Raw genomic sequence first — 25617 nt, forward strand, 5'->3', positions numbered from 1 at the left:
TGTTCAGGGTTATTTTTGCCGCAATTTGGCTGGAGTGGTTTAGCGAGCATGAGCTTGCCATAACAACATCTCATCTCGAAACGTCAACACGATCTAACTTGTTAACGCGGCGCTTCTGTTTTACTTCGGTATTAACGTCAGTTGCGCCGCGATGTTTAGGTCTATTTTAGCTACTCGCCTTGACTGCAACGTTTTGCGATAAAAACCGCTTTACGCTCAGCCATTTTTTGATAACACGCGCTTCGCTGCTCCACTGTCATGCTTCGCCACGCCAAAATTTCCGCTAGATGCCTAAAACACCCCATGCAAACATCCTGCTGATCAAGACAGCAATGTCGGACACAGGGCTGCTCGACACTGTTACTCTGACCAGACCGCATATTCATTGCCTGCAGGCTCTATAAAATGGAAACGGCGCCCACCCGGGAAGCTAAAAATCTCAGTGCTTATGGTGCCGCCAGCCGCGATAACTGCGGCTAAAGTTTCTTCCAAGGCATGACTGTATAACACAATCAGGGGACAGCCCTTCTCTAGGGTAAAACTGACCTCGGCTTGATAAATACCACCCGTTATCCCCACATCAATAAAGCAACTGTACTGTGGACCATAATCCTCAAAACGCCAACCAAATACAGTATTGAAAAACGCTTTAGAGCGGCCAATATCCGCGGTTGGAATTTCTAAATAATTGATTGTGTGATGACGATTCATAACCTTCCCTGCAGAACGAAAAATTTATCAATAAAAAAGGGAGCCGATGCTCCCTTCGCAATGGTGGCTAGTGCCAGATTAACCTTGTACTAAGGCAGCGACAAGTCCGATGGCGCCACCAAACACCCCACCCCAAACGACTAGCCAGCCTAAGTGCGTTTGGATCATCTCCTGCACTATCTGTTTTACCATTTGTGGCGTTAATTCATTTAAGCGTTGCTCTACGATATTGGCAATCTTATTTTGCAGATCAGCCATCACATTTGGTTGTTCAAGTTCTTGCTTCAATAGCTCGCGGAATTGTTCGCTCTCGGCCATGTCGATCAACGAAGCTTTCATCTTCTCAATAAAGGGTTCTTTTAACGGCATTAACGCCTCAGTTCCCCCAAACATGGCTAACATGCCACCAAATGAAGATTGCGCAACAGTATTGACTAAGGCATCAAATGACGGCGCCAAATCCACTTTCTCAATCACAGGCGCCAAATCGATTTGGCTTATGCCTTCTTTTTCGGACAGAAAACGATCGATGTTTTCTGTGGTAAAGAACTGTTTCATCATCAAATGGGCAATGCCGACCTTAAATTCTTCAAACCTTGAGGGCACCACTCCCGAACCATATAAACCTGGGACTTTCTCAAACAACATATACACCGCAAGCCAATTGGTAATGGCACCAGATAACGCAAACAACCCCACATTAAACAAAATGGGTAAGCTCAGTACGTATCCCAAGATCACACAAATGCCAGCCAATAGATTAGTCACTAAACTCTTATTCAATCTTTAATCCCCTCGTACACTATCTCATGGATTGTCAATATCGCTAGTTTAGCAAGCGAAGGGGAGCAAGGTCTAATGCTGAAAAATGAGGCCAATCCTATCAATAAACCGGAAAATCTCTGCAAACTCAGCAAACACTCGCTGTAGCCACAATAAGACAAAAACAAAGCAAACACGGCGAAGGCGTTTTAGTTATTTCATTAATTAACATTAACTTAGTTTAATGATTTACAGTAAAAAATAATCACGCATTTCTTGCTTAGCTTAGGAATTATTGAAAAGCATCGTCTACACTAAAAATGGCAACAGCCTCACCACAACGTTCAATAACGTAAAACATAAGGGATGCGCTTATGGACTCTGCATTTAATACCGCTGGCGCCTTAGGTTGGCATGAACTCACGACCCACAACACCGAAGAGGCCATGCGCTTTTATGGCGAAGTGTTTGGTTGGCAATTTAGAACGGTCAAAATGCCTCACGGTCACTACCATTTGATTGAAAACCAAGGTGTGGGAATTGGCGGTATAACCGATAATCTGCTACCAGCATTGCCTTCGCATTGGACAGGCTATGTCACGGTAACGGATGTTGATTTGGTCGCGATCAATGCTAAAAAGCTTGGTGGCGATATTCTATTTGGCCCAGAAGATATTCCTAAAGTGGGTCGCTTTTGTTGGATAAAAGATCCACAAGGCGCCATTATCGCAGCAATAAGTTATCTCACAGCTTAAGCTAAATCACTGGTGTAAGCATGCTTAGTGGTAATCAAATAATACATCTTGAATACAAAATGTTGCCCTCGTAAAGCAAGGGTTATGACTTAACATGTTTTCAGGCTTACATCGGTTGCCATACGGTAACACTCAGATTTAACTAAAAAAAACTTAAAACAACTCATGCACACATAAGCATTATTCGCTAGAATAACCACACTTATTGATAGATTTCGCGCCAGCGTGCGTATTGGAGCCTTAATCTGACTATGTTAACTCAGCTATCACGGTTAAAACTCGCGTTTTTTAATCGCCCCCGATACCAACGAATTCTCGTCTATTTAACGATTATCTACTTAAGCTACCTTATCGCCCTCGGTTTAGTGCTTCCCAAGGCCATAGTCGCCTTCGCCCCTGAGAAGCTTTCGCAGGTGCTGGGGCGCCCAGTCAATGTACAGAATATTCATATCAATCCTTTTAACTATCAGGTCAATATCGACCAGTTCACAGTTAAAGGAAAAGACAATGAGGATTTTGCCGGATTAGCACAGCTCCAATTTGAAGTTGACTTTTGGCAGTCAGTATTCAATCAAGCCTTAGTGATTGATCATATCCAGCTGCAGGCGCCCTTCGCTAATATCAGTAGATTTCAAACTCCTGGGGGAACCCAGTTCAACTTTGACGACATCATTACCACGCTCAATCAGGCTAAAACCCCCAGTGAGTCAGATACCAACACTGAACAATCACGTCCTTTGCGTATTATCTTAGGTGAGTTAACCGTCAGTGCAGCTAAGTTCAAATTTGACGATAAAATAACAAAATCGCTAATTGATTATCCCAATATCAACTTCACACTCAGTCAATTAGATACTGAATACCTGCTGTCATCCACTCCTGCTAGCGTAGCTAACACGCCACAAGCTAAAGATGCAGTGACAAACAAGGCCACTCCAGCAACAACAGCGGCGAATAGCACTCCAGCAACATCGGCGGCAAATGCCACTACGACTATCGTGCATAACCAATTTGTGGCCCAGTTGCAGGATGCCCACGCCGGTGAGGTCAGTCTTAGCGGACAATTTCAGCTCTTTCCCTTTAAGCTCGTCGGGGATGTTCAACTTGCCAAACTTCAACTCGCACCACTCTGGCAATTTGTTGCCAATCAATTCAATGTCAAACTGGGCACAGGTGAGCTCAGTTTCAAGACCCATTACCAAGTCGATTTACCCGAGCAAGGTGAATTACAACTCACAGCCGAACGTGGGCAAGTGATTGTTCAAAAAGTGGATTTACTTAATGGCGACCAATCGGTTATCACCCTCCCCCTGCTGGCGGTTGATGGGATCAACGTCAATCTGGCCAAGCAGCGGGTCAACATCAAGCAAATCCACAGTGAAGGCTTAAGTCTTAAGGCCAAGCTGGATGAACAAGGCATCGATTTAGTGCAACTGTTGATGCCCAAATCGATGGCAACGACCTCTAGTACAGCAACTGCCCCTGAAGCATCTGAAGCATCTGAAGCATCTGAAGCATCTGAAGCATCTGAAGCATCTGAAGCATCTGAAGCATCTGAAGCATCTGAAGCATCTGAAGCATCTGAAGCATCTGAAGCGATAATAGCCAAGCCCACCACTTCGCAAGCTGTGGTGGATAACAGTGCTACTGAAAATGCCAATGGATGGCTTGTCACTCTTGATGGGCTAAGTATCGACAACTATGACATTCAGCTAGAGGAGCAAAAGCTCAGCAAAACGGCGCAGCAATGGCGAGTCTATCCATTAGATTTTTCAACCCAAACCATAGTAAGCGATTTAAAAGCCCCAATTGAATACCAACTCTCCTTTGGGCTAAACGACAAAGGCCATTTTGCCTCCAAGGGACAAATCGATGTGCTCGAGCAGTCGATTAACGCTAACCTCAAAGTGGCGCAACTGGCCTTAGCCCAATTCCAACCTTACCTTGAGCCCTATGTAAATATGCAGCTCAAAAGCGGTCTATTCAGTAGCGATGGAAAGCTTCACGCCGATGGCAAAGGTAAAGCCATTTATCAAGGTAGTGTTGAGCTAGATGATTTGAATATCCTCGACAATATCCGTAAAGCACCATTGGTGAAATGGCAAAAAATGCATATTAATCAGCTTGATTTTGACCAGCAACAAAATCAAATCAAGATTGATCATTTACGCTTTGAAAAGCCTTACGCCAAGGTCGTTATCGCGAAGGATCGCACCACGAATATCAGTAATCTGATTGTTGAACAGCAAGCTATAAACGCATCTAACGCCGTCGAGCAAACGGCACAAACAAGTGCTCAAGCACAAACCAGCGCGAATGCTGTTGCGCCATCCAAAACCGCACCTAAACAACCCGAGTTAAGTTTAGATATTCAAAAGATCAGCTTTAACCAAGGCTCGGCATTTTTTGCCGATAATTCCCTAACGCCGAACTTTGCCTCAGGCATAGAACAGCTCGAAGGTCATATTAGCCACTTATCTTCTAAGCCCAACACTAAGGCATCGGTCGATATTAAAGGCAAAATTGATCGCTATGCGCCAGTCACGTTAAAAGGGGATATTAACCCTCTGTTAGATAAACCTTATCTTGACTTAGACCTCGTCTTTAAGAGTGTTGAGCTAACGTCAGTAAACCCTTATTCGGGCACCTATGCAGGCTATTACATTGATAAAGGCCAATTGTCGTTGGCACTTAACTACAAACTTGAGCAAAACCAACTCAAGGGCAGTAACCACTTAGTCATTGATCAACTCAAACTGGGTAAACGCAGTAACAGTGATTTGGCCACCAGTTTGCCGGTAACGTTAGCAATCGCCCTATTGCAAGATCGCCACGGCGTGATTGACCTCGGGATGGAAGTATCAGGTGATGTAGACTCTCCAAGCTTTAGCGTAGGTAGCATCATCATGACAGCCATCACCAATGTGATTACTAAAGCCGTGACAGCTCCCTTCTCTTTCCTTGCAGGTCTTATTGGCTCAGATGAAACCTTAGATAAGATCCCCTTTAATGCAGGCCAATTTACCCTCACTTCCCGCGAGCAAGAAAGCCTAGATAAACTCGCCAAAGGCTTAGCGGATAGACCCATGCTGCAACTTAGCCTTGAGGGCAGTGTCAACGCAGTAAACGATAGCCAAGTGATTGCGGAGCGTATGATGAAACGCAAACTGGCTACTCTAGCGAATATGCAGCCAACGGAATTGCCAGCGGATCTCAGTCCAAGTCAGTTTCCATCGCAAGGACCACTGGCCGATGCACTTATCAAACTCTATGAGCAGGAAGTCAAAGCCAATCCAGAGGATGTGAAGGCCAATATTGTGAGTGAAACCAAAGACACTCCACTCAGTAATGAGGAGCTCACCACTCGTTGGCATATCGCACTTTATAACCTCTCAGTAAAAGCGCAAACGGTCAGCCAAGGCATGTTGGGGGATTTAGCACAGGAGAGAGCTAAATCTGTCAAAGCCTACCTTGTCGACAGTAAAGGCATCGCCCCTGAACGTATTTTCCTCCTCGAAAGTCGTGTCAGCCTCAATCAAGATGCAGCCCAAGTGAATATGAGCATTGAAGCAAAATAATACGCCGCTTAGACTCTAGAAAATAAAATGCCCAGTTCTCACTGGGCATTTTCATTTGGTTATTTGGATAACATCACCACTCTGTATTACTTGGCCTAAAGTAGGCCTTAGGTTACACTCCGCGGCTTTATGAGAGCGGAATCACATTTTGTGTTTTCTCCATTCGCACAGCAAAGCACTTTTACTCGAGGTAGTTATGTTCATTATTCGCTGGATTTTAGGCCGGATCATTTTGTTGCTTAACTTTGTGTTCGCGCCAAAGAAACTCAAACGCCCACGGGCAGAACAACAAAAGATTGATGCGCAAACTCAAGCACTGGCGCTATATCAGTACAATGCTTGTCCTTTCTGCGTCAAAGTGCGCCGAGCTATGCGCCGTCAAGGGCTGAATATCCAAACCTTGGATGCAAAAAAATCCCCACATAAAGACGAACTCATCACCCTAGGTGGCAAGCAACAAGTGCCCTGTTTACGGATTGAAGAAAATGGTCAAGTGCAATGGTTATATGAATCGAAGGATATCATCAGCTACTTAGATCAACGTTTTGCCTAACACAACAATGCGCGCCCAACGGCGCGCTGGTTATTTACGCCACAAATACTCACGGTCAGAATAATCAAACAACCATTGGGGTTGATACACCACCAACAGCGTCACCGCCATACCATTTAGCAACGCCTCAGGAAAAGCTAATAACGGAATTAACATCAGATAGTTATCAACTAACATACTCCAGTCATAATCCGTCGACAACCAAAGCCAAAATGCCCAGCTAAATTGATGGAAAACCGTCGATAGCCCTGCATTAATAAAGGCACCAACAAAAATAAACACAAAAAGATGTTTAGGAAATACATGGTAACTGCGGCTGTAGAGCATAAACGCGCAAAATAACGGGAGTGCTATTGCAAACAAGCCAAACGCACCAAACTCAGCTGGCTGTTTTAGGACAAATACGCTGAAAAACGCACTAGGGAGGAGTAAGGCAACCGTCGCTAAACGCCAACCAAACATCAATAGACAAGTGACTATGCCTAAAAAATGTAAATGAATCCCCGCTTGAATACTGGCATTGAGAAGCCACAGAGTATTTACCGCGATCAGGGTTAATAACAACCGCCATTGTAAACCTTTATTCTTAACAACCTGCAGTAACTCTTCTTTAGGCCAAATAGCATAAATCCACAGTCCCAGCAGTAGCAGGCTTACCCCCTGTAATGGGCTGATATTCCAGTCAATTTCAGCAAGTCGCTTGGCCAAAAAGTCCAACATCATTAAGGATCCTGAGTAGATGCCCAATCAAGCTAAAGATACAAGTTTCAGAGCTAATTTCAGTTGTTTAGGTATTGAGAAATTAACCCACATTTTAGGGCGAATAAGCTTCTTTACCAGCATTAATGAATAAACCCCATAATTGCATGATATTGGGCGGCATATTAAGGTATTCTTCGCTAAGTAAATCATCTAAGAGTAATCCTTGATATGCCATTGAGATCGATAAGCCTGACATTATTGAGCTGCTTCACTTTACTCGCTTGCAGCAGCGCCCCAATAGACCCTACTGAATTTGCAGGTAAATTTAAAGACAAACTCACCACAGATATCCGTGCAGATGGCCTCAAACTCTTTACCTATCAGGCAGGTTTAGTTGAGGAATACACAACAAGAGACGCCGCTGAGCGCCCCTTCCCCCACGAAGAACGCATGCGTCAAGTCGCGCAAGATCCCCGCGAGCAACGTCGTTTTCGCCAAGCGCAAGAAGATGAACTCGAGATTTGGGGTAGACAAGTTGAATTGGGGCTCGAGAAAACCTTAGAAATGACAGGTTATTGCCGTGAAGGTTATTTTGAGTTGAGCCGAATAATTGAATCCGGCCGTGGTGAAATTCGTGGCGAATGTAAAGAAGGTGCCACCGAAGAAGATAAACAAAAGTTTGTGCGCTTTTAAGTGCATTTTGCACTCAATGAAAAGGGCGAGATTATCGCCCTTCTGTCAACAAGTGATACAGCGTAACGGCACTGAAAACACTCTTTAGCTCAAACCATTAAGCTCACTGATGCCGGCTTTTAAATTAAAAAAATCAAACACTTTCAGTTAATGGTAAGGCACGGTTTTCCAATAATACAGGAATGCCATCGGTAATGGGGTAAGCTAATTTATCCGCCTTACAAATCAATTGCTGCGCCGCCTTATCATATTCCAACTTTCCCTTACACACTGGGCAAGCAACGATATCTAACAGTTTCTTATCAAACGCCATGGGATTTTCCTTTTTTAGCTGCAGCCACTGAGCGTAATCGGCTCAGCAACTGTTGATCAAATTGTGGCGATAGCTTGGCATCGACAGCCAAATACCACCAGTTTTCTTGTGCAAAATCGCGACATTTAACCGCATCTTTTTCAGTCATTATCAAGGGCCGAGATGCAGCCAACTCGCATAGCAGTCGTTTATCATAGGCTTGATGGTCATCAAAACTATGGAATAACGCCACTTGATAGCCTTGCTGTGTTAAGGTCTCGAAAAAACGTGCGGGATGCCCAATCCCCGCCATGGCCACCAGCGGCTGAGTGGAGTCAAACTCTGCAGTAACAGCGGGACTGACAGGTAACACGGCACAAGGACGAAGCTGCATTTCATATTGATTCGCTACTGCAGGGCCGCCGTTTACGATCACAAAATCCACTTGGTTAAGACGCCACTCGCCTTCACGCAATGGCCCAGCGGGCAGCAAGTTTCTATTGCCTAAGCCACGTTTACCATCAATGACGACCAGCTCAATATCACGACCAAGGGCGTAATGTTGCAAGCCATCGTCACAGATAATGACATCCACGGCAAACTGCGCCAGCAAGGCTTTTGCAGTCTCGACCCGCTTAGCGCCCACCACCATAGGCACGCCTGTGCGCGCCACAATCATGGCAGGCTCATCGCCCACATCGGTTGCAGCATCCTTTACGGTAACGACTTTGACGCCTTGAAACTGCGCACCATAACCCCGGCTGATAACACCGGGATTAAACCCCTGGTTACGCAGTAATTCAATCAGATAGATCACTGTGGGTGTTTTACCACTACCACCGACGGTAATGTTACCCACCACTATCACAGGTACAGGCAGAGTGGTTTGCGATTTTATCCCTAAGCGAAATAAACTACGGCGAAACGCAGTAATAAAGGCAAATAGGGCTGATAATGGCAATAAAAGCCACCGCAATGGGTGGCCTTGATACCAAATTTTATTAACTAACGCCTGCATTTAGCTACCAAACTGCATTTGGTATAACTTGGCATACATGCCACCAAGTTCGAGTAACGATTTGTGGGTACCGCGCTCAACGATACGACCTTGATCGACCACGAGGATTTGATCGGCACTTTCAATCGTGGATAAACGGTGAGCAATCACAACTGAGGTGCGGTTTTGGCGTAAATTGTCTAATCCCTGCTGAATCGCTTTTTCTGATTCAGTATCGAGGGCCGATGTCGCTTCATCAAGAATAAGGACAGGTGCATCGCGCAGCATGGCCCGCGCAATCGCAATCCGCTGTCTCTGCCCACCTGACAGTAGCACACCGTTTTCACCGACTTGCGTATCTAAGCCATCGGGCAGTTGCTCGATAAACTCCATCGCATGAGCTAAGGTAGCCGCCTCAATAATCTGCTCGCGAGTCACTTCTCCCGGATAGGCATAGGCGATGTTGTTCGCAATCGTATCGTTAAACAGAGTGACTTGCTGCGATACCAAAGCCACTTGGCTACGTAATGATTTCAATGAGTAATCATAAATACTCACATCATCAAGCAGAATATCGCCAGACTCTAATCCGGTATAGAAACGTGTCACTAAACTTGCGATAGTGGACTTACCTGATCCTGAACGGCCAACTAAGGCTAAGGTTTGCCCTTGGGATACTTCGAAGTCAATTTTTTCTAAAGCGCGGCGCTCCTGACCTTCGTAACTAAAAGAGACATGGTCAAAACGTAAATTTCCCTTAGCACGGGCAACAGTATAAGTACCAGTATCGGATTCGGGCACGGTGTCTAAAAGTTCAAATACCGTGGTACATGCTGCGATACCGCGCTGAAACTCCGCATTCACTCGGGTTAAGTTTTTGATGGGTTGCAACATGGCCATCATAGCGCCGAGAATTGTCGCAAAGGTACCTGCGGTCAGATCAGCTTTCATACTGTCCAGACTCGCCGCATAGAGTACAAAGGCCAAAGCAAAGGAGCCAATCACCATAATAAGTGGCTGGCTAACGGCCTGCGCAACTGCAAGCTTCATATTTTGATGGCGGTTTCTATCATTAATTTTGGCAAAACGCGCTGTCTCAGTCTCTTGCCCACCAAAAGCCAGTACGTTTTTATGGCCTTTGATCATCTGCTCAGTCGCAGCACTGACATCCCCCATCGCCGTTTGGATCTGTTTCGATACCTTACGAAAACGTCGACTCACAATCGTGATCACGACTCCCATGATCGGACCAATCACTAAAATACACAGGGAAAGCTTCCAAGAGTTGTAAAACATCAACCCCAACATACCGATGACGGTCACACTGTCTCGAACAATCGAAATCAAGGCACTGCCCGATGCCCGGGCAATTTGCTCGGTATCGAAGGTCACTTTTGAAATCAAATTCCCTGTGTTTTCTTTATCCATGTAGCTTACGGGTAAACTCAGATAATGTTGAAACACTTGCTGGCGCATATCCATGATTAACCGGGCACTCATGTAAGAGATACCGTAGGTGGATACGAAGTTTGCAAAGCCACGTAAGGAAAACATGAGAATAACCACTATGGGCGCCATTAATAGCACCTGGTTATCGGCATGAAAGCCTTGGCTCGTGGGGAGTGCGATACCGTTACTGATCGCTGGCGCACTGCTGGAAAACCCTTTATCGATAAACGGTCCGATAAAAGAAATAAAGGCCGCATCGACAAGCCCATACACAATTAGGCCGACAACTGAAAGCAAAAACATGCCCTTCATCGGTTTGAGGTAGCCCATTAATCGCTTGAATACGGTCCACATTTCGTCTTTAGGAGATGCTGTCATTGGTAACACTAAATTATGGCAAAGTGCTCATTCTACTCTGGATTAATCAAGTCACCAAATCTAAACAAGCGGTTATACCAAAATGGCGCAAAATCTCGCCGATAGTTTTTTACTTCGAGTGTCCCATGCTCGAAGGTGACGCTAATTTGACCTTCCATTCCCGTCGTTAAGTGTCTGATCCGCCGAGCCTGATAGCGCTCGACAACATCATCTTTTGGGAAGCCATAACGATTATTCAACCCTGCCGGAAACAGCACTAATTTCGGTGCCACCGAATCAATAAATGCCTGCGTAGAAGAGGTTCGGCTACCATGGTGGGGTGCAATAAGCACCTGACTTTTAAGTGTAACCCCTGCTTGCGCCCGTTCAATCAAGACGCTCTCTGTTTCCTTTTCAATATCGCCGCTCAGTAATAGGCTTTGCTGACCATCATCGATTCGCAGCACACAGGAGGCATTATTGCCACCAGATTGGGTTTGTGGGGAAATAAAGCGTAAGGTAAGTTGTTGCCACTCAATTTGTTGTGGCAAACAAGGCTGTCCGTTTAAGTGGTCAACATCGGTAATCCAGTTTGCTTGAGGATACGCTTTTGCCAGCACTTGAGCGCCTCCCGCATGGTCGTTATCACCGTGGCTGATCACAATATAATCAATATCAGCTAATCCTCGAGTATTTAGAAAAGGGATAATCACACGTTCGCTATAGCTAAAGTCCTCACCAAATGCAGCACCTGTATCATAGACAAGTGCCCGATTATCCTTTTCAACCACCGCAGCCAATCCTTGTCCCACATCGAGTAAATGCAGTGTCCACTGCGCGGTTTTCGATGCTGTTACACGCAGGAAAACAAATAATATTAATGGCAGACACAGTAGACCTATCACCAAATGCCATTGCCAATATTGACGCCGATAAGGAACATATCGCCACAGAGTCAACGCTACAAGCATGCACAGTCCTAGCCCTAATGCAGCATCAGAAACACTGTGCCAATGGCCAGGTAAGTCGTCACTGACTTCAAGTAACTTGCCAAACGGTATCAGAGTCAAATCGGCAAGTTGAAACGGTGCCATCCATAACAGGCCAAGCAAGTCTCCTAACCACCAAACAATAAACGCGAGCATTGAAAGTGGAATAACGAGCAAGCTAAACCATGGCACTACCAGCATATTCATCCACAAACTGTGAAGACTCACACCACCAAAAAAGATGGCTTGCACCAGTCCCAATATCAGGCTTAAACGCCATTGAATTGACCAAAACTGTATTAATTTGACTCGCGACTTTGCTAAAAAAGTTGCTTTACTATCAATTGACTGTGTAACTTTAGCACTTTCTAAGGTATATAAAATAATCGCCAAAGCACAGAAAGAAAGCCAAAACCCGGCACTCAAGCAAGCAAGGGGATCAATCAATAACACGACAAATAAGGCAAACAGTAAACGGTCCCATGCACTCGAATAACGTCTTAATAAACTCAATAGCATAACCAACAAAATCATCACTAACGCACGTTGGGTTGACACTGCAAAGCCTGCTAAATAGCTATAAAACAAGGCACTGACGCCAGCCAACATAAGCGCAAGCACTAAATTACGCCGACTCGGATGCGACGCAAAGCGCGTGAGTAAAAATAAGGCGCAAGCATAAACCCACGCGGTGACCACGGATAAATGTAATCCCGATATCGCCACCAAATGACCCGTGCCCGTTTGCCTTAACGCCTGCCACTTAGTCTGTGAAATAAGTTGTTTATCCCCGAGAATTAACGCCAGCAGAATATCGCCCTGCATTAACCCAGATAGTTTGGGAGTGAGTTGTGTAATTAAATGATTTCTTAATGAAAAATGCTCCGCTTTAAGCGTTGCATGTATGACGCGACCTTTACCCACAATATGCTGGCTAATCAATTGCTTTTGTTCGTTATACCCTCCTTGATTCAGTACACTCGATATACTTTTAGGCATAAAGGTGAAATCCCAAACTTGCCCAACTCTTAGTGCTGCTTCGGATTGCCACGTTAACCGCAACTTAGCCCTTGGGCCCAAGATTAAATTTGGTTTATCGACAACAATATCGAAGCTAACCCAGTCGCTGTTTTGACTAACTAGTGATATGATTTCGCCCCTCACCTGTGTAGGCTGTTGTGATAAAGGAAGATCCTGTCGAGATAACACTAAGCAAAACCCTGTTAGCCAAAACATCGCCAAGAGTGCGCCTGATAAGCTAGGTGCTTTTTTGAATAAGATGAGAGCCCCAAGGCATAAGTAGGGTAGACAACCAATTGGCAGCAGCGAAGGCCATAACAACGCTGACAGTAAGGTGGCACTAAAGCCAAACATGAATCCATTCATAGTGAATTAAGTTAAGACAGCAATTTCAGCCTATGCCAAAAAAATTAATAAAAAGATTTATGCCTAAGCCTGAAACCCTGCGTGAGCACAAACATCTACGCATTTTCGGGCGCTTATTACATAACCCTAATCTATGGGCGCTTAATCGACGTTCAGCGCCAGGCGCTTTTGCCATCGGCTTGTTTGTCGCTTGGATCCCAATGCCTTTTCAAATGGTAGTCGCCGCCGCCTTTGCTATCCTTTTTAATGTCAATATTCCTGTATCCGTTGCTTTAGTTTGGATCACGAACCCTCTCACTATGCCAGTGATGTTTTATGGTGCTTATTTGTTAGGTGCAAAAATTCTGGGCCATGCACCACAGGAATTTGCCTTTGAAGCAAGCTGGCAGTGGATAGAATCCTCATTAGCCACGATTGGACCGGCATTCATGCTGGGTTGCTTAGTATTAGGCGTCGGGTTTTCCGCTGTTGGGTATTTGATGATCAGTAATCTTTGGAAATACTCAATCATGTTTAAGTGGCAAAAGCGTAAATCCAAATAAGTTGTATTTTCAGCACAAAAGCTTAACTTGTTATATTAAATGCATATCTATTTAATTCAACAAGTTAAGCACAATTTTATCCTCGTTACTTCAGCGTTAATCGTGTCAAATATTCTTAATGCTCCCTCGCTGTATATCTCTTAACATCTTATCTGCAGATTGAACCGCACCGATAAGATCACCTTTATCACCCCACTCTAAAAACCGGACTCGAACGCTGATTTTGAGAGTACTCATAAGGGGATATATACATTCATTTAATTTGCAGCTTAAAATAACTTATCGTCATTCACTACTATGCCTTGATTATGCTCAATATTGATGAACCTGCACATTTACAACCTAAACTGCCACTTTTTCGCTTAGGTTTTAGACCTTTTTTCTTATTCGCGAGCCTGTTTAGCCTGTTAAGTTTAGGAATATGGGGAGGATTTCTTGCTGGTAACGCTTTGCTTCCTAACAGCATAAATCCGTTATGGTGGCATGGCCATGAGATGATTTTCGGTTTTGTATGTGCCGTCGTAGCAGGCTTTTTACTCACTGCAGTTCAAAACTGGACGGGGCAACCAGGCTTAAAAGGCTTACCACTTGCTGGATTATTTATTGTTTGGTTACTTCCAAGGCTCTTATTTATTTTACCGCTAGATATTCCGTTTGTGATAACCATGATCATCGACTTGCTGTTTTTACCCTTAACTGCAGTTTTATTATCAATTTCAGTAATTAAAGTACGCCAATGGCGCAACTTTGTGTTTATCCCAATCCTCACTTTACTCACGCTTTTTAATGGGTTGAGTTATTACGGCTTAATCTCAGATCAACTGCAGTGGACTCATAATGGCCTTTATGCCGCAATCATTCTCATTGCCGTGATAGTCGCTCTGCTTGGCGGCAGAGTGATCCCGTTCTTTACCGAACGCGCAACCCAATGGCAAAAAACAATGCCCATTCCATTACTCGAATTTTTAAGTTTTGCCAGCCTATTAGCGCTCATCGCTAGCCTCTTTTTAACGCAGTTATCATTGACGCGCTCTTTGGCAGGTATCGCGGGCTGTGTATTATTGCTGCGCTGGTCGCGGTGGGGATGGCACGCCAGTTGGTCTGTACCGCTGTTATGGTCACTGCATTTAAGTTACTTATGCATCCCCATTGGGTTAGGGTTAATTGCAACTGGACTGCCGCTTTCTGTAGGAATGCATGCCATTACCGTTGGAGGACTCAGTGGAATGATCCTAGCGATGATGTCTCGCGTATCGCTCGGCCATACGGGCAGACAGCTTAAACCTGCTCGGCCAATGGCATTGGCTTTTGGATTAATCTTGTTCGCTGCGCTACTTCGTGTTTTAGCGGGTTTACCTAGTGCATGGTTTATCGAATTAATGCTCGCTGCGATTATTTGTTGGATGCTCGCTTTTGGTTGTTTCTGTTACTGTTATGCGCCTATGCTTTGCCGCATTAGAGCCGATGGACGCCCAGGTTAAGCAAAGTAATGCGAATAATCTTTATCACTCCATGCTTGTGGCTGATGACCAATTGCTATCTTGTGAATTGAGTCACACAGAATCGCGCCTCTTTTCCCTACCTAAGGTATTTTTACTGTTACTATTTACAAAAATATTGAGTAGGGAGAACCCATGCCATTTTATCGTCAATACGGTGCCAAAGGCTTAAAAGCAGTTGAGCATCTGGTATTAATCATCATCGCAATTGCGACTGTGGTCGCTATTGGTCAAGAAATTGTACATGTATTCAATGTCGGTGCAGTCGCCCTTGCCGATCTGTTGTTATTGTTTATTTATCTCGAAGTGCTCGCCATGGTGGCCAATTATGCGGAATCGGGGAAATTACCCGTACGCATGCCACTGTATATTGCCATTGTCGCCCTTGCCCGTTACTTGATCTTAGATATGAAGAGCATGGATGACTGGCGTATCACCGCGATTTCGCTTTCGACCTTAATACTCGCAGCCACCGTAATCGTGATCCGTTGGGGTCAATTAAAAATGCCCTATCCTAAAAATCAGGAATACGATAACTAAACCTATTGTGCGCCATTGCCAATCAAGCTCAATGGCGCCACTCTCCCCGCTGAAATCCCAACCAAAGACCTCTTTTCACACTGGTATTCTGCCAAAAAGCAATTATGCTAGTTTTACTGAGATCAATTATTTACGGGGCAGTTGAGTTATGGGTGAACATCCAGTTGGATTTGAAGAAAAACGCAGCTCACTTCGGGTGGATATGGAAGCCGAGCGAGTGCTCTTACATTGGACAGATAAAAACGGCGTTGAACACACAGACGAAGGTGTATGTATCGATCTCGCTCGTAGAGGCATTCTGTTTGATTATAAAAAACCATTTGCACTGGGTGACTTAGTTAGAGTGACCTTTAATCCTGATACATCCCAGCAAAATAGCGTAAAAGGCCAAGTTTGTCGCTGCTCTAAACGCCATGATCAAAGCTATCATGTCGCCATGCAATTGCTTTAATTTCAATCCAGCTACGCAGGGTCGATTTAGCTGTTCTACACTGAATTAGTTGAACTATTAGTACAAAGGACATTGCTATGATATTGCTGGTGGGTGGAGAAAAAGGGGGCAGTGGCAAGAGTTGCCTTGCGCAAAACATTGCCGTTTATATCAAGCAGAAATTTGCCGCCAATGTACTAATGGTCGACTGTGACCCACAACGTACAACATCTGATTGGATCCAAGCGCGAAATAACGACCCTAGCTTACCAGCCATAAATTGCATTCAACTCTACGGCAAAATTCGTAACGATTTACTCAGCCTGAATGAACGCTTCGACTATGTGATTGTTGACTGTGGCGGCCAAGATAACCTTGCTATGCGAGCCTCCATGTCGGTAGCCACTTACGTTGTGATCCCACTTAGACCAAAACGTCGCGATCTTAAAACCTTACCCCATATGGAAGATATGCTCAGCACCTGTAAAATGGTTAACCCCAAAATGATCGCGACCATTGTATTAACCCAATGCCCCGCACTGCCAACACAAGTTAAACGTATTTTAGAGGCCAAAGAAGTCGTCCAGTCCTTTGGATTACGCGTACTCAACTCGGTCACATTTTGCCGAAACATCTATGATGACAGTGAAGAAAAAGGTTCGTCCGTAATAGAAATTGAGCCTGATGGCAAAGCGGCTGAAGAGATCCGCGCCATAGTGGATGAGCTGTTCAACTTACCTCCAGAAAATAGCTATGAGCTTAACTGATCTTAAACGCAAGAAACCTAAACAAGTCATCAAGGTGGTTTCTGTTGAAGATTTCATTGAAGACGCCAATAACTATGCTTCAGGTAAAGCGAGTATTTTAGCGGTGCCTCCCGCAGAGCCAAAAGGCTTAGATAAAAAGTCAGCCAAAATTTATCGCCATGCCACCTTTACCCTCACAGAGACCAGCATTGCCCAATTAGATTTACTCGCCAAAGAAACCAAAGTCGCAAAGTCCCGCTTATTGCGTATTCTGATTGATGAGTTCAGTCAAAGAAAGGTTGAAGAGCAGCTTGAAGTGGTAAATAAAAGTAAGCAGGCAGACCGTTAATCTTTAATACCAATCACATTAAATATCTAATCAGTTCAGAGCATCACAGGCATTTCAATCCAAGGCGCATTGACGCAGAAATGGTCATTCCCTTTTAAGTCAATGCAACACCGGAGTGGGATGCCTGTGTGGATCCCGAAGGGCGGCTGATGTTCACTGTATGGCAACGCGCTTTATACTGCGTTTAAGGCTTTCGGCAGAGCACCACTATGCCTTCAAGCTTCGCCTTGTCTAAAGCGCGTTGAATTCCCGCTGAATGAACAGATTTTTTATACAATTGGTATAAGCATATTCGCCATAAAAAGCATGTGATGCTCACTCATTAATTTGCAAAACATGATGGCCGCAGCATAACCATGCGCCCCATATCAATTCAATGATGGGAATGGTGACACTGCCGCCCGGCAACAAGTGAGAGCCCTTGTGCCGATTCAGTTATTTTTCCTTTATTTAACAACAAACTGATTAACTCCTCCGCAGTAAGATTTTCAGCGCTACAGGTGTGATAACGCGTTGCTTCTCCAAAGGTTTGGACTATCTGTGCGATTAACTCAGGCTTTAAAACGGGGTTGGCTTGCGCTACCATCAGCGCCATAACATCATGACCGTGAACAGAATCGGGCATAGTAACTCCAAAAGATGCAAATAAGATTTAGCTTTATAACCGAACTGTTGAATGTTAACCCTGATCTTGTGCACATTCTGCCAATTTCAACAGCTGTGCAGACCGCTGTGACAATAAAGTGAGCCACTATGTCCTTGATCTTGCTTCTGACACAACAGATGTCACTCTATTTAGTGATTGTTTATTTAGTCAGTAAAACACCGCTTTTTAAACTGTTTGCAGAAACGTCACCGCGTCTGCCTCACAAGATCTTTATTTACCTAGTTTTTTCTAGCTTTTGTATCATGGCGACCTACTTTGGTGAGCAAACCTCAGGGGCCATCGCCAATACTCGCGCCATGGGTGCTGTATTAGGCGGATTGCTCGGCGGCCCTGTTACAGGTTTTTTAGTCGGGCTCACTGGTGGATTACACCGCTATAGCATGGGCGGCTTTACCGATTTAGCCTGTGCTATATCAACAACGCTCGAAGGCCTCTCAGCGGGAATGATCAGTTATTACCTGCGCCGCGTAGGTAAGAGTGAACTTATCTACAATCCGCTATTGGTTTGTTTAGTGACCTTTTATGCCGAAATAATGCAGATGAGCCTTATTTTGCTCATCGCTCGCCCCTTTGATGCCGCTTGGGAGTTAGTGCGGCAGATTGCCCCACCGATGTTATTGATCAACTCCATCGGCGCGGCACTATTTATGAGTATGATCCGCGACCAAAAAACCATGTTCGATAAGCTCTCATCTAGCTTTTCAACCAAAGCACTTAAAATCGCTGAGCGTAGTGTAGGGTTACTTTCCAAGGGATTTAATGAAGAAAGTAGCGGTAAGGTCGCGCAAATTGTGATTGAAGAAACCAATGTAGGCGCAGTGGCCATTACGGATAGAGAAAAGCTCTTGGCGTTTATCGGGATTGGCGCCGACCACCATATCCCTGGCACGCCGATTTCCTCCCAAATCACCCTTGAGGCCATCAATCAAAACAAAGTAATGTTTGCCGATGGGGTCGAAACCCCCTATTCCTGCTCGATTTCGAGCCAGTGTAAACTAGGGTCGAGTCTAGTGATCCCCCTGCGTAGCGACACTGAAATCATTGGCACCATCAAGTTATATGAACCTAAAAATAAACTGTTTTTAAATATTAACCGCACCTTGGGCGAAGGGATCGCTCGGCTATTATCGAACCAAATTCTTTATGGCCGTTTTGAACAGCAGCAAAACCTACTGACCCAAGCCGAATTAAAGTTGCTGCAGGCGCAAGTCAATCCACACTTTTTATTCAATGCTCTCAATACCATAAGCGCAATTATTAAGCGCGATCCGGATATGTCGAAACAACTGTTACAACAGTTATCACAGTTTTTACGGATCAATTTAAAACGCACGACGGGTTTAGTCACTCTCGGGGATGAGCTTGATCACATCGCTTCTTATCTCACCATCGAGAAAGCCAGATTTATTGATAAATTACAAGTCAATATTGCCATTCCAGAGTCACTTTATCACTGTAAAGTCCCTGCATTTACCCTACAGCCTATTATTGAGAATGCGGTTAAACATGGCACCACCCATATGATTGACCAAGGGCAGATCAAGGTCACTGGGCGTTTGGATGAAGATGTATTGACGTTAGAGGTCATTGATAATGCAGGCCTATATCAACCTTCTACTGACTCTGAAGGGTTGGGAATGAATTTAGTCCATAAACGGATCCAAAACCTGTTTGGCGGACAATACGGTATCCAAGTTGAATGCGAGCCGGATGAATACACCAAAGTGACCATCCGCTTACCCATAGAACAGACGGAAACTAGCACGTGATCACTTGTTTAATTGTCGATGATGAATTGTTTGCCCGTGAAGAGCTTGCCGATTTACTCAGCCAAGAAGCCGATATTGAGATTATTGGCCAATGCAGCAACGCGATAGAAGCACTGCAAACCATAACCAAAGAGAGACCCCAATTGGTGTTTCTCGATATCCAAATGCCGCGTATTTCAGGTATGGAGCTCATTGCCATGCTCGATCCCGACACCTTGCCTAAAATCGTGTTTGTTACTGCATTTGATGAATTTGCCGTCAAAGCTTTTGACAATCATGCTTTTGATTATCTGCTAAAACCCATAGATGCCGACCGTTTAAGCCAAACCCTCAAACGTGTTCGCAAGGATCTCACGCCACAAGCCGTCAATCAGATTGCGCCTCGATGCCTCGAGCATTTACCCTGTTACAGCGGTAGTAAATTAAAAGTCATCTCGATTCAAGATGTTGAGTATGTTTTTAGCGATTTAAGTGGGATTCATGTCGCGTGCACTAAAGGCAAGGTTCATACCCAACTGACGCTTAAAGTGCTAGAAGAAAAAACACCGCTAGTGCGTTGTCATCGCCAATACCTGATTTCGCCCAAGGCCATTGCCGAAATTGAGCTGCTAGATACCGGTGCAGAAGTGACCACCTTACTCGGGGATAAAGTGCCCGTTTCCCGTCGTTATCTCAAAAGCCTTAAGCAATTATTTGGCTTTCAATAGTCCAATTGTTAACCGCTTGTGTCCGTATTATAACCGCTCAGGGCGGTTAATACTGATGATTGATATACGTATGCAACCGCTCGCTCCATTCTATAGCCGCTGAGTCAGCATTATCGACCTCTCACCCAGTTTGCCCAGTTTTATGTAAACAACTTGTTTACACTCTGCACAACTCAAAATGGGGAGATAACTAAAATGATGTGGTTCCTGCTCTGCGTCGGTCTATTGATCGGCGGCTACTTTATCTACGGTACTTTTGTTGAAAAAGTATTTGGTATCAACGAAAAACGTCAAACACCGGCATTTAGCCAAACTGACGGCGTGGACTTTGTTCCGATGTCAAAGGGCAAAGTCTATTTAATCCAATTACTCAATATTGCGGGTGTAGGTCCAATCTTCGGTCCAATCTTAGGTGCGCTCTACGGTCCTTCAGCAATGCTGTGGATTGTGATCGGCTGTATCTTCGGTGGCGCCGTACACGATTACTTCTCGGGCATGTTATCAGTACGTAATGGTGGCCAATCAGTCCCAAACCTTGCGGGCAAGTACTTAGGTAAAAGTGCTAAACACTTTATGAACGTGTTCGCCATCGTCTTACTGCTGCTGGTAGGTGTAGTGTTTATCTCTGCACCAGCGGGTTTGTTAGGTAAGCTGACGGGCTTAGATGTGAGTATCTTCGTAGGCATCATCTTCGTTTATTACCTGATTGCCACAGTAGTACCTATCGACAAGATTATTGGCCGCCTCTATCCCTTCTTCGGCGCACTGCTATTCTTCATGTCCTTCGGCTTGGCCTTTGCGATTATGTTTTCTAGCGAACATACGCTGCTTCCGAATGTGCAAGCGGGTGATTTTTTCAAAAACTTAAACCCTAACGATATGCCATTATGGCCCGCCCTCTTCATCACTATTGCCTGTGGAGCGATTTCAGGCTTCCACGCCACGCAATCACCACTCATGGCTCGTTGTGTTGAAAATGAAAAGAATGGCCGTTTCGTGTTCTTTGGCGCCATGATCGGTGAAGGCGTTATCGCCCTGTTGTGGTGTGCTATTGCCCTGTCTTACTTCCATGGTGTTGAAGGTTTAAACACCGGCATGGCCGGTAACCCTGCAAACGTGGTATATGAAGCATCGACAGGTTTGTTAGGCGCTGTGGGTGGTTTTATGGCTATCCTAGGTGTAATTATTCTGCCGATTACCTCTGGCGATACCGCATTCCGCTCTGCTCGTCTGATTTTGGCTGAGTTCTTTAAAATGCCACAGGTATCTTTGCCAAAACGTTTAGTGCTGGCTATTCCATTGTTTGTGATTGGTGGCTTACTGACTCAAGTCGACTTTGGCGTGATCTGGCGTTACTTTGGTGTGGCTAACCAAGCCACTGCAGTATTAATGCTCTGGACTGCTTCAGCTTATCTACTGCGCCACAATAAACTGCATTGGATCACTACGATTCCGGCCATGTTTATGACGACTGTGGTTATCGCCTTCCTGCTAAACTCTGCCACCTTAGGCGCAGGCTTACCTATGACCTTGTCTACCGTTGCAGGCGTGATTTCAACCTTAGTGCTCACCGGATTGCTGATTGTGAAAACCAAAGGCAAAGGCGAGGTTGATAGTGACAGCGAATTACCTGATGAAGCCTAATTTCTAGCAGTATGTACTAGAATTAGCGCGACAAAAATCCAACGGGCACCCATGAGTGCCCGTTTTTTTATCCATCACCTTAAGCCAATGTGGATAATACTGGTATAATCTCGTTATTGTTCACGGCAGTTTATACAAGATGACTCAAACCAATAACCCATTACATGGCATCACACTGGAAACCATAATCACGCAACTCGTCGAGCATTATGGCTGGGAAGAACTTGGCGCTCGCATCAAGATCCGCTGTTTTACCGAAGATCCAAGTATCAAATCAAGTCTGCGTTTTTTAAGAAAAACCGATTGGGCCCGAGAAAAAGTAGAATATTTATATTTGAAGACCAATAAACTGCCGCTGCCAGCTGCAAAATCAATACAGGCGCCAGCTAAAGAACCGTCAAAAAAGTCGGCACCTAAACCGAACTCAAAACCAACCCAAGCAAAAGTCGTTGCACCAACGCCTGAAGTAGAGGGTCAGGTCAATAGCCATATTTGGGGAAAGCGCGACTAAATTCACACGATAAATACGCGCTGTCTATCAGACTCTTCGCCAGATAATGGTTCGCTAACCAAGGGCAAAGCTAATCCGCTAGCCCTTAATACACTCGAAAATAACCGGCTGTTATTATTAATAAATGCATTATAGACCTATAATCTTTTTAAGTTTTCTATCCCTATGCCGATAACTTAGTGAACTCTCACTCGACTAATCTAGGAGCCTATCGTGAACATAAATGGATTAAACAACATCGCGAATAGCGGCGCCTTCAAGTCAGTATCCAGTGCCTATATCACAACCACCCCAGCAATCAACGGCTCTGCGAATCAACCAGCAGAGTCCAATCCTCAAGAAACCGTAAATATATCAAGCAAAGGCAGACAAGCACTCGCCATCGAAGTGGGCGCGTCTTTAAGGGAAAAAGCGGCGGAAAAAAGGCAACAAACGGAAAGTACAGAGAATCAAGAACCCAAGTCTATCATTGATGAACAAATAGATCGCATCAAAGAACAGATCAAAGCCTTGCAAGAAATGCTCACCAAGCTCGCGGGAGATAATTCCGAAGCCGCAGCACAGCAACGTAAACAGCTACAAGAACAAATTATGCAGCTTAATACTCAAATGGTGGTATTAATGGATAACAAAATGCGAGAGACACAAAAAGCTGCTGGCTAACCGTTGAGACTGCTTAGCATTTGCGGCAACAGCCACTTGATTCTCAAGCAGAAATTAAGCAACCGACTAAATCGGGAGGCTAAACAACAACCGCCAAATATTTAAGCCATCACCGGTTCGATAGCTGATGCCAATACGGTCAACTCCGAGCAGATCACCGCCTAAGGGCTTAGAAAATGCCAGTGTGGCACCAAACTCATAGCTTCCTGAAACGATTGTTTCATCCTCAGCATCTTGGCTAAAATCTAACGCATTGAAATACCAATAACCAACAGCGAATAACCTTGGCTGTATTTGGATATTCAACCATTGCCAACGGGGTGAGAGTCCAATATCAACCCCCGTTTGCAGCACAGCAAATTGGTCAGTTAACTCACCGACATGCTCGCTATAACCCGCAAATCGCAGTCTTGATACCCAAACACTGTCTTCACCTGCTAAGGTAAAATCATACAAGGTACTCACACCCGAGGCTAAAATAGCCACGTTTGTGTCAGTATCAAAATTCGTTCCAAAGCCCACATCAAGATAGGCTTCCATTCGTGTATTTATCGATGCCTGCCAATGATGTTCAATCCCTGGCGTTATCGTCATGGTGCCAACCGAGGAAGGTAATTCGCCCTCGGTAATATCCTTCGCCAAATAATCAAAAAAGCCAAAGGATAACGGTAACCGCAGCCAAGTTTGACTACTGTCATCCTTTAAAAAATCAAAGTTCAAGGGAATACTAACAACGGTGGCATTTTGATCAGCGGCTCGATATACCCCAGTCCCCAGATAACTACCAAAAGCATAAACAGAGTTAGGATTCTTTGTACCATCAATCGGCATATCAGGACTGATATTCGACAACGCTGGGACAGACTGGGGGCTAAATGCGACTAAAGCTTGCGGGGGATTGAGGTTCGAAACAGGTGTTGTCGACGCCAGCAGTGGAAACATAATCCCCATTGACAGCGCCGAAATAGAATAGACATTAACAAATAACCGACTGAAAGTGATCTTCAATTTACGCAAACACACCCTGATTTGCTCTGCCTAATCGGTAAATAATGCCCCTAAAAACTACTCTTCATCCGTAAAATGATACTCAGACATCATATGCCCAAGTTCGGTTGATTTCGTCTTTAAGTAAGCTTCATTGTAACGGTTTTTACCCACTTGCAGCGGTACTCGTTCAACAACCTCAATACCAATTTCTTTCATCGCTTTGACTTTGCGAGGATTATTGGTCATTAAGCGTACGTGCTTCACACCAATTTTTTCAAGCATAGGCTGGATCATATCGTATTTACGCATATCCGCCGGAAAACCTAACTGCTCGTTCGCCTCAACCGTATTGGCGCCTTTATCCTGCAACTCATAGGCGCGGATCTTGTTTAGCAAACCAATACCACGGCCTTCTTGACGTAAATACAAGATAAACCCACTGCCCGTTTCGGCAATATTTTGCATCGCCGTTTGTAGCTGGAAACCACAGTCACAGCGTAAGCTAAACAGGGCATCGCCGGTGAGACATTCTGAGTGAATACGACCTAATACTGGTTCATCGCTACTTAGGGTGCCAAACGTGAGGGCAACATGCTCTTTGCCTGTTTCAGTATCTTCAAAACCGTGCATGGCAAAAACGCCCCAAGGAGTGGGTAATTTTGACGTCGCGACATATTTTATCGACATGACTTAACCTTAACGACAACTCTCATTCCATGAGACGGAAGGAACATCCATAAACAAAACAATGATGAGGCACTTAGCCTACGGAGCGCCTATTCTAAAGTGTTTTCAGCAATCACGAAATACTTTAGTAATTTAATCAACTACAAATCTAAGCATCATGCTAAATAGCACATCGGCTCAATCTGCAATCTGCCGATTCAAAGTGCTGCAAAATGGGTAAACAACCTATTTTGCAACCTATTGAATGAGTTACAAATACAACTTAAAACTTTGCTGGCGCAAAACCCGTTACTTCAGTTAAGCCCATTTCACGACCTAGAGCCGTCATGGGGTGCACAACCACTAAGCCTTTTACCGACTTTTTCAGTTGGCCCATATCAGCTTGCTCGGCTTTGGTTAACGCACGATGAAATGGCAAGTGCTGAATATCAACACCTTGCTTTTGCAATAAACGTGACTGCTGGTTTTTAACGCTATTGATTTGCTTAGTGACAGCCTCAATCTCGCGTTTAAACTGCGCCACAATGACGACATCGCCACGTTGCTCTGCCGCCGCCAGTTTACGACGAAACTTATCTAACTTATCGTTAAGCTGCTGCAGTTCTTGCTTTAAATTCATTATTTTACCTTAAATTACTTTAGTGAGTCC

Annotated in this window: 28 protein-coding genes; 15 read left to right on the plus strand and 13 right to left on the minus strand. The window is 44.7% G+C overall.

What is annotated here, in order from left to right; genetic code table 11:
* Positions 1-170 precede the first annotated feature (170 nt).
* The 3 genes from H9J30_RS19690 to H9J30_RS19700 all read right to left on the minus strand — a co-directional run bounded on the left by H9J30_RS19690 (position 171) and on the right by H9J30_RS19700 (position 1494).
* Positions 171-386, minus strand: a complete 216-nt coding sequence (locus H9J30_RS19690) for a DUF1289 domain-containing protein (RefSeq protein WP_240132546.1) — start codon at positions 384-386, stop codon at positions 171-173.
* Complete coding sequence (locus H9J30_RS19695; RefSeq protein WP_240132547.1) at positions 361-711, minus strand: VOC family protein; 351 nt, start codon at positions 709-711, stop codon at positions 361-363. The genes H9J30_RS19690 and H9J30_RS19695 overlap by 26 nt, the downstream gene beginning before the upstream one ends.
* Before the next feature lie 78 nt (positions 712-789).
* Positions 790-1494, minus strand: coding sequence for a DUF445 domain-containing protein (locus H9J30_RS19700; RefSeq protein WP_240132548.1), 705 nt, complete (start codon positions 1492-1494; stop codon positions 790-792).
* 353 nt (positions 1495-1847) lie between these two features.
* On the opposite strand from H9J30_RS19700, the gene H9J30_RS19705 reads away from it, so the two are divergent.
* The 3 genes from H9J30_RS19705 (at position 1848) to H9J30_RS19715 (ending at position 6359) form a co-directional block, all read left to right on the plus strand.
* A complete protein-coding gene (locus H9J30_RS19705; RefSeq protein WP_011072728.1) occupies positions 1848-2228 on the plus strand; it encodes a VOC family protein in 381 nt (126 codons plus the stop codon).
* 251 nt (positions 2229-2479) lie between these two features.
* Positions 2480-5806 carry a DUF748 domain-containing protein gene (locus H9J30_RS19710; protein ID WP_240132549.1) on the plus strand — a complete coding sequence of 1109 codons (3327 nt, stop codon included), beginning with the start codon at positions 2480-2482 and terminating at the stop codon, positions 5804-5806.
* Between the two features lie 196 nt (positions 5807-6002).
* Entirely contained in the window at positions 6003-6359 is a 357-nt protein-coding gene (locus H9J30_RS19715) for a glutathione S-transferase N-terminal domain-containing protein (protein WP_240132550.1), read from the plus strand.
* A 30-nt stretch (positions 6360-6389) separates the two neighbouring features.
* On the opposite strand, the gene H9J30_RS19720 is transcribed toward H9J30_RS19715, so the two are convergent.
* Both H9J30_RS19720 and H9J30_RS19725 read right to left on the minus strand, forming a co-directional pair.
* Entirely contained in the window at positions 6390-7079 is a 690-nt protein-coding gene (locus tag H9J30_RS19720; RefSeq protein WP_240132584.1) for an energy-coupling factor ABC transporter permease, read from the minus strand.
* A 94-nt stretch (positions 7080-7173) separates the two neighbouring features.
* Positions 7174-7317 (minus strand): hypothetical protein, encoded by a 144-nt coding sequence (locus H9J30_RS19725; RefSeq protein WP_240132551.1) that lies wholly within the window; start codon positions 7315-7317, stop codon positions 7174-7176.
* Here H9J30_RS19725 and H9J30_RS19730 point away from each other — a divergent pair.
* On the plus strand, positions 7290-7754 hold the full coding sequence (locus H9J30_RS19730; protein WP_345796237.1) for a hypothetical protein: 465 nt from the start codon (positions 7290-7292) through the stop codon (positions 7752-7754). The two genes, H9J30_RS19725 and H9J30_RS19730, sit on opposite strands and share 28 nt — an antisense overlap.
* Positions 7755-7887: 133 nt before the next feature.
* Here H9J30_RS19730 and H9J30_RS19735 read toward each other — a convergent pair whose 3' ends face one another.
* The 4 genes from H9J30_RS19735 to H9J30_RS19750 are packed head-to-tail and all read right to left on the minus strand — an operon-like array spanning position 7888 to position 13224.
* Positions 7888-8067 (minus strand): Trm112 family protein, encoded by a 180-nt coding sequence (locus H9J30_RS19735; protein ID WP_240132553.1) that lies wholly within the window; start codon positions 8065-8067, stop codon positions 7888-7890.
* Positions 8057-9064: a tetraacyldisaccharide 4'-kinase gene (gene lpxK, locus H9J30_RS19740; protein ID WP_240132554.1), complete on the minus strand. Its 1008-nt coding sequence runs from the start codon at positions 9062-9064 to the stop codon at positions 8057-8059. Before lpxK ends, H9J30_RS19735 begins: the two co-directional genes overlap by 11 nt.
* Positions 9065-10870, minus strand: coding sequence for a lipid A export permease/ATP-binding protein MsbA (gene msbA / locus H9J30_RS19745; protein ID WP_240132555.1), 1806 nt, complete (start codon positions 10868-10870; stop codon positions 9065-9067).
* Positions 10871-10902: 32 nt separating this feature from the next.
* The gene (locus H9J30_RS19750; RefSeq protein WP_240132556.1) at positions 10903-13224 is read right to left on the minus strand and encodes a DNA internalization-related competence protein ComEC/Rec2; all 2322 of its coding nucleotides are present in this window, start codon (positions 13222-13224) and stop codon (positions 10903-10905) included.
* 32 nt (positions 13225-13256) lie between these two features.
* Between H9J30_RS19750 and H9J30_RS19755 the strand changes: the two genes are divergently transcribed.
* The 6 genes from H9J30_RS19755 to H9J30_RS19780 all read left to right on the plus strand — a co-directional run bounded on the left by H9J30_RS19755 (position 13257) and on the right by H9J30_RS19780 (position 17330).
* A complete protein-coding gene (locus H9J30_RS19755) occupies positions 13257-13766 on the plus strand; it encodes a DUF2062 domain-containing protein (RefSeq protein WP_240132557.1) in 510 nt (169 codons plus the stop codon).
* A 308-nt stretch (positions 13767-14074) separates the two neighbouring features.
* On the plus strand, positions 14075-15247 hold the full coding sequence (locus H9J30_RS19760; protein ID WP_240132558.1) for an NnrS family protein: 1173 nt from the start codon (positions 14075-14077) through the stop codon (positions 15245-15247).
* A gap of 153 nt (positions 15248-15400) precedes the next feature.
* Positions 15401-15805, plus strand: a complete 405-nt coding sequence (locus H9J30_RS19765) for a phosphate-starvation-inducible protein PsiE (protein WP_011072739.1) — start codon at positions 15401-15403, stop codon at positions 15803-15805.
* Positions 15806-15953: 148 nt separating this feature from the next.
* Positions 15954-16256 (plus strand): PilZ domain-containing protein, encoded by a 303-nt coding sequence (locus H9J30_RS19770; protein WP_240132559.1) that lies wholly within the window; start codon positions 15954-15956, stop codon positions 16254-16256.
* 77 nt (positions 16257-16333) lie between these two features.
* On the plus strand, positions 16334-17002 hold the full coding sequence (locus tag H9J30_RS19775; protein WP_240132560.1) for a nucleotide-binding protein: 669 nt from the start codon (positions 16334-16336) through the stop codon (positions 17000-17002).
* Positions 16989-17330 carry a replication protein RepA gene (locus H9J30_RS19780; RefSeq protein ID WP_240132561.1) on the plus strand — a complete coding sequence of 114 codons (342 nt, stop codon included), beginning with the start codon at positions 16989-16991 and terminating at the stop codon, positions 17328-17330. The genes H9J30_RS19775 and H9J30_RS19780 overlap by 14 nt, the downstream gene beginning before the upstream one ends.
* 373 nt (positions 17331-17703) lie before the next feature.
* Here the strand turns inward: H9J30_RS19780 and H9J30_RS19785 are convergent, their stop codons facing one another.
* Positions 17704-17955: a YecH family metal-binding protein gene (locus H9J30_RS19785; RefSeq protein WP_240132562.1), complete on the minus strand. Its 252-nt coding sequence runs from the start codon at positions 17953-17955 to the stop codon at positions 17704-17706.
* A 128-nt stretch (positions 17956-18083) separates the two neighbouring features.
* On the opposite strand from H9J30_RS19785, the gene H9J30_RS19790 reads away from it, so the two are divergent.
* The 5 genes from H9J30_RS19790 (at position 18084) to H9J30_RS19810 (ending at position 23291) form a co-directional block, all read left to right on the plus strand.
* Complete coding sequence (locus tag H9J30_RS19790; RefSeq protein ID WP_240132563.1) at positions 18084-19766, plus strand: sensor histidine kinase; 1683 nt, start codon at positions 18084-18086, stop codon at positions 19764-19766.
* Entirely contained in the window at positions 19763-20473 is a 711-nt protein-coding gene (gene btsR / locus H9J30_RS19795; RefSeq protein ID WP_240132564.1) for a two-component system response regulator BtsR, read from the plus strand. Before H9J30_RS19790 ends, btsR begins: the two co-directional genes overlap by 4 nt.
* A gap of 195 nt (positions 20474-20668) precedes the next feature.
* Complete coding sequence (locus H9J30_RS19800) at positions 20669-22117, plus strand: carbon starvation CstA family protein (RefSeq protein ID WP_240132565.1); 1449 nt, start codon at positions 20669-20671, stop codon at positions 22115-22117.
* A gap of 139 nt (positions 22118-22256) precedes the next feature.
* A complete protein-coding gene (locus H9J30_RS19805) occupies positions 22257-22628 on the plus strand; it encodes a VF530 family protein (protein WP_240132566.1) in 372 nt (123 codons plus the stop codon).
* A gap of 213 nt (positions 22629-22841) precedes the next feature.
* Positions 22842-23291: a hypothetical protein gene (locus H9J30_RS19810; RefSeq protein ID WP_240132567.1), complete on the plus strand. Its 450-nt coding sequence runs from the start codon at positions 22842-22844 to the stop codon at positions 23289-23291.
* A gap of 66 nt (positions 23292-23357) precedes the next feature.
* Here the strand turns inward: H9J30_RS19810 and H9J30_RS19815 are convergent, their stop codons facing one another.
* The 3 genes from H9J30_RS19815 to H9J30_RS19825 all read right to left on the minus strand — a co-directional run bounded on the left by H9J30_RS19815 (position 23358) and on the right by H9J30_RS19825 (position 25587).
* On the minus strand, positions 23358-24122 hold the full coding sequence (locus H9J30_RS19815) for a hypothetical protein (RefSeq protein WP_240132585.1): 765 nt from the start codon (positions 24120-24122) through the stop codon (positions 23358-23360).
* A 234-nt stretch (positions 24123-24356) separates the two neighbouring features.
* Positions 24357-24968 (minus strand): GTP cyclohydrolase II, encoded by a 612-nt coding sequence (gene ribA / locus H9J30_RS19820; protein WP_240132568.1) that lies wholly within the window; start codon positions 24966-24968, stop codon positions 24357-24359.
* Positions 24969-25230: 262 nt separating this feature from the next.
* Positions 25231-25587, minus strand: a complete 357-nt coding sequence (locus H9J30_RS19825) for a YibL family ribosome-associated protein (protein WP_011072752.1) — start codon at positions 25585-25587, stop codon at positions 25231-25233.
* Positions 25588-25617 lie beyond the last annotated feature (30 nt).

The sequence above is a fragment of the Shewanella cutis genome, from assembly GCF_022410515.1.
In the GTDB taxonomy this organism is placed as follows: Bacteria; Pseudomonadota; Gammaproteobacteria; order Enterobacterales; family Shewanellaceae; genus Shewanella; species Shewanella cutis.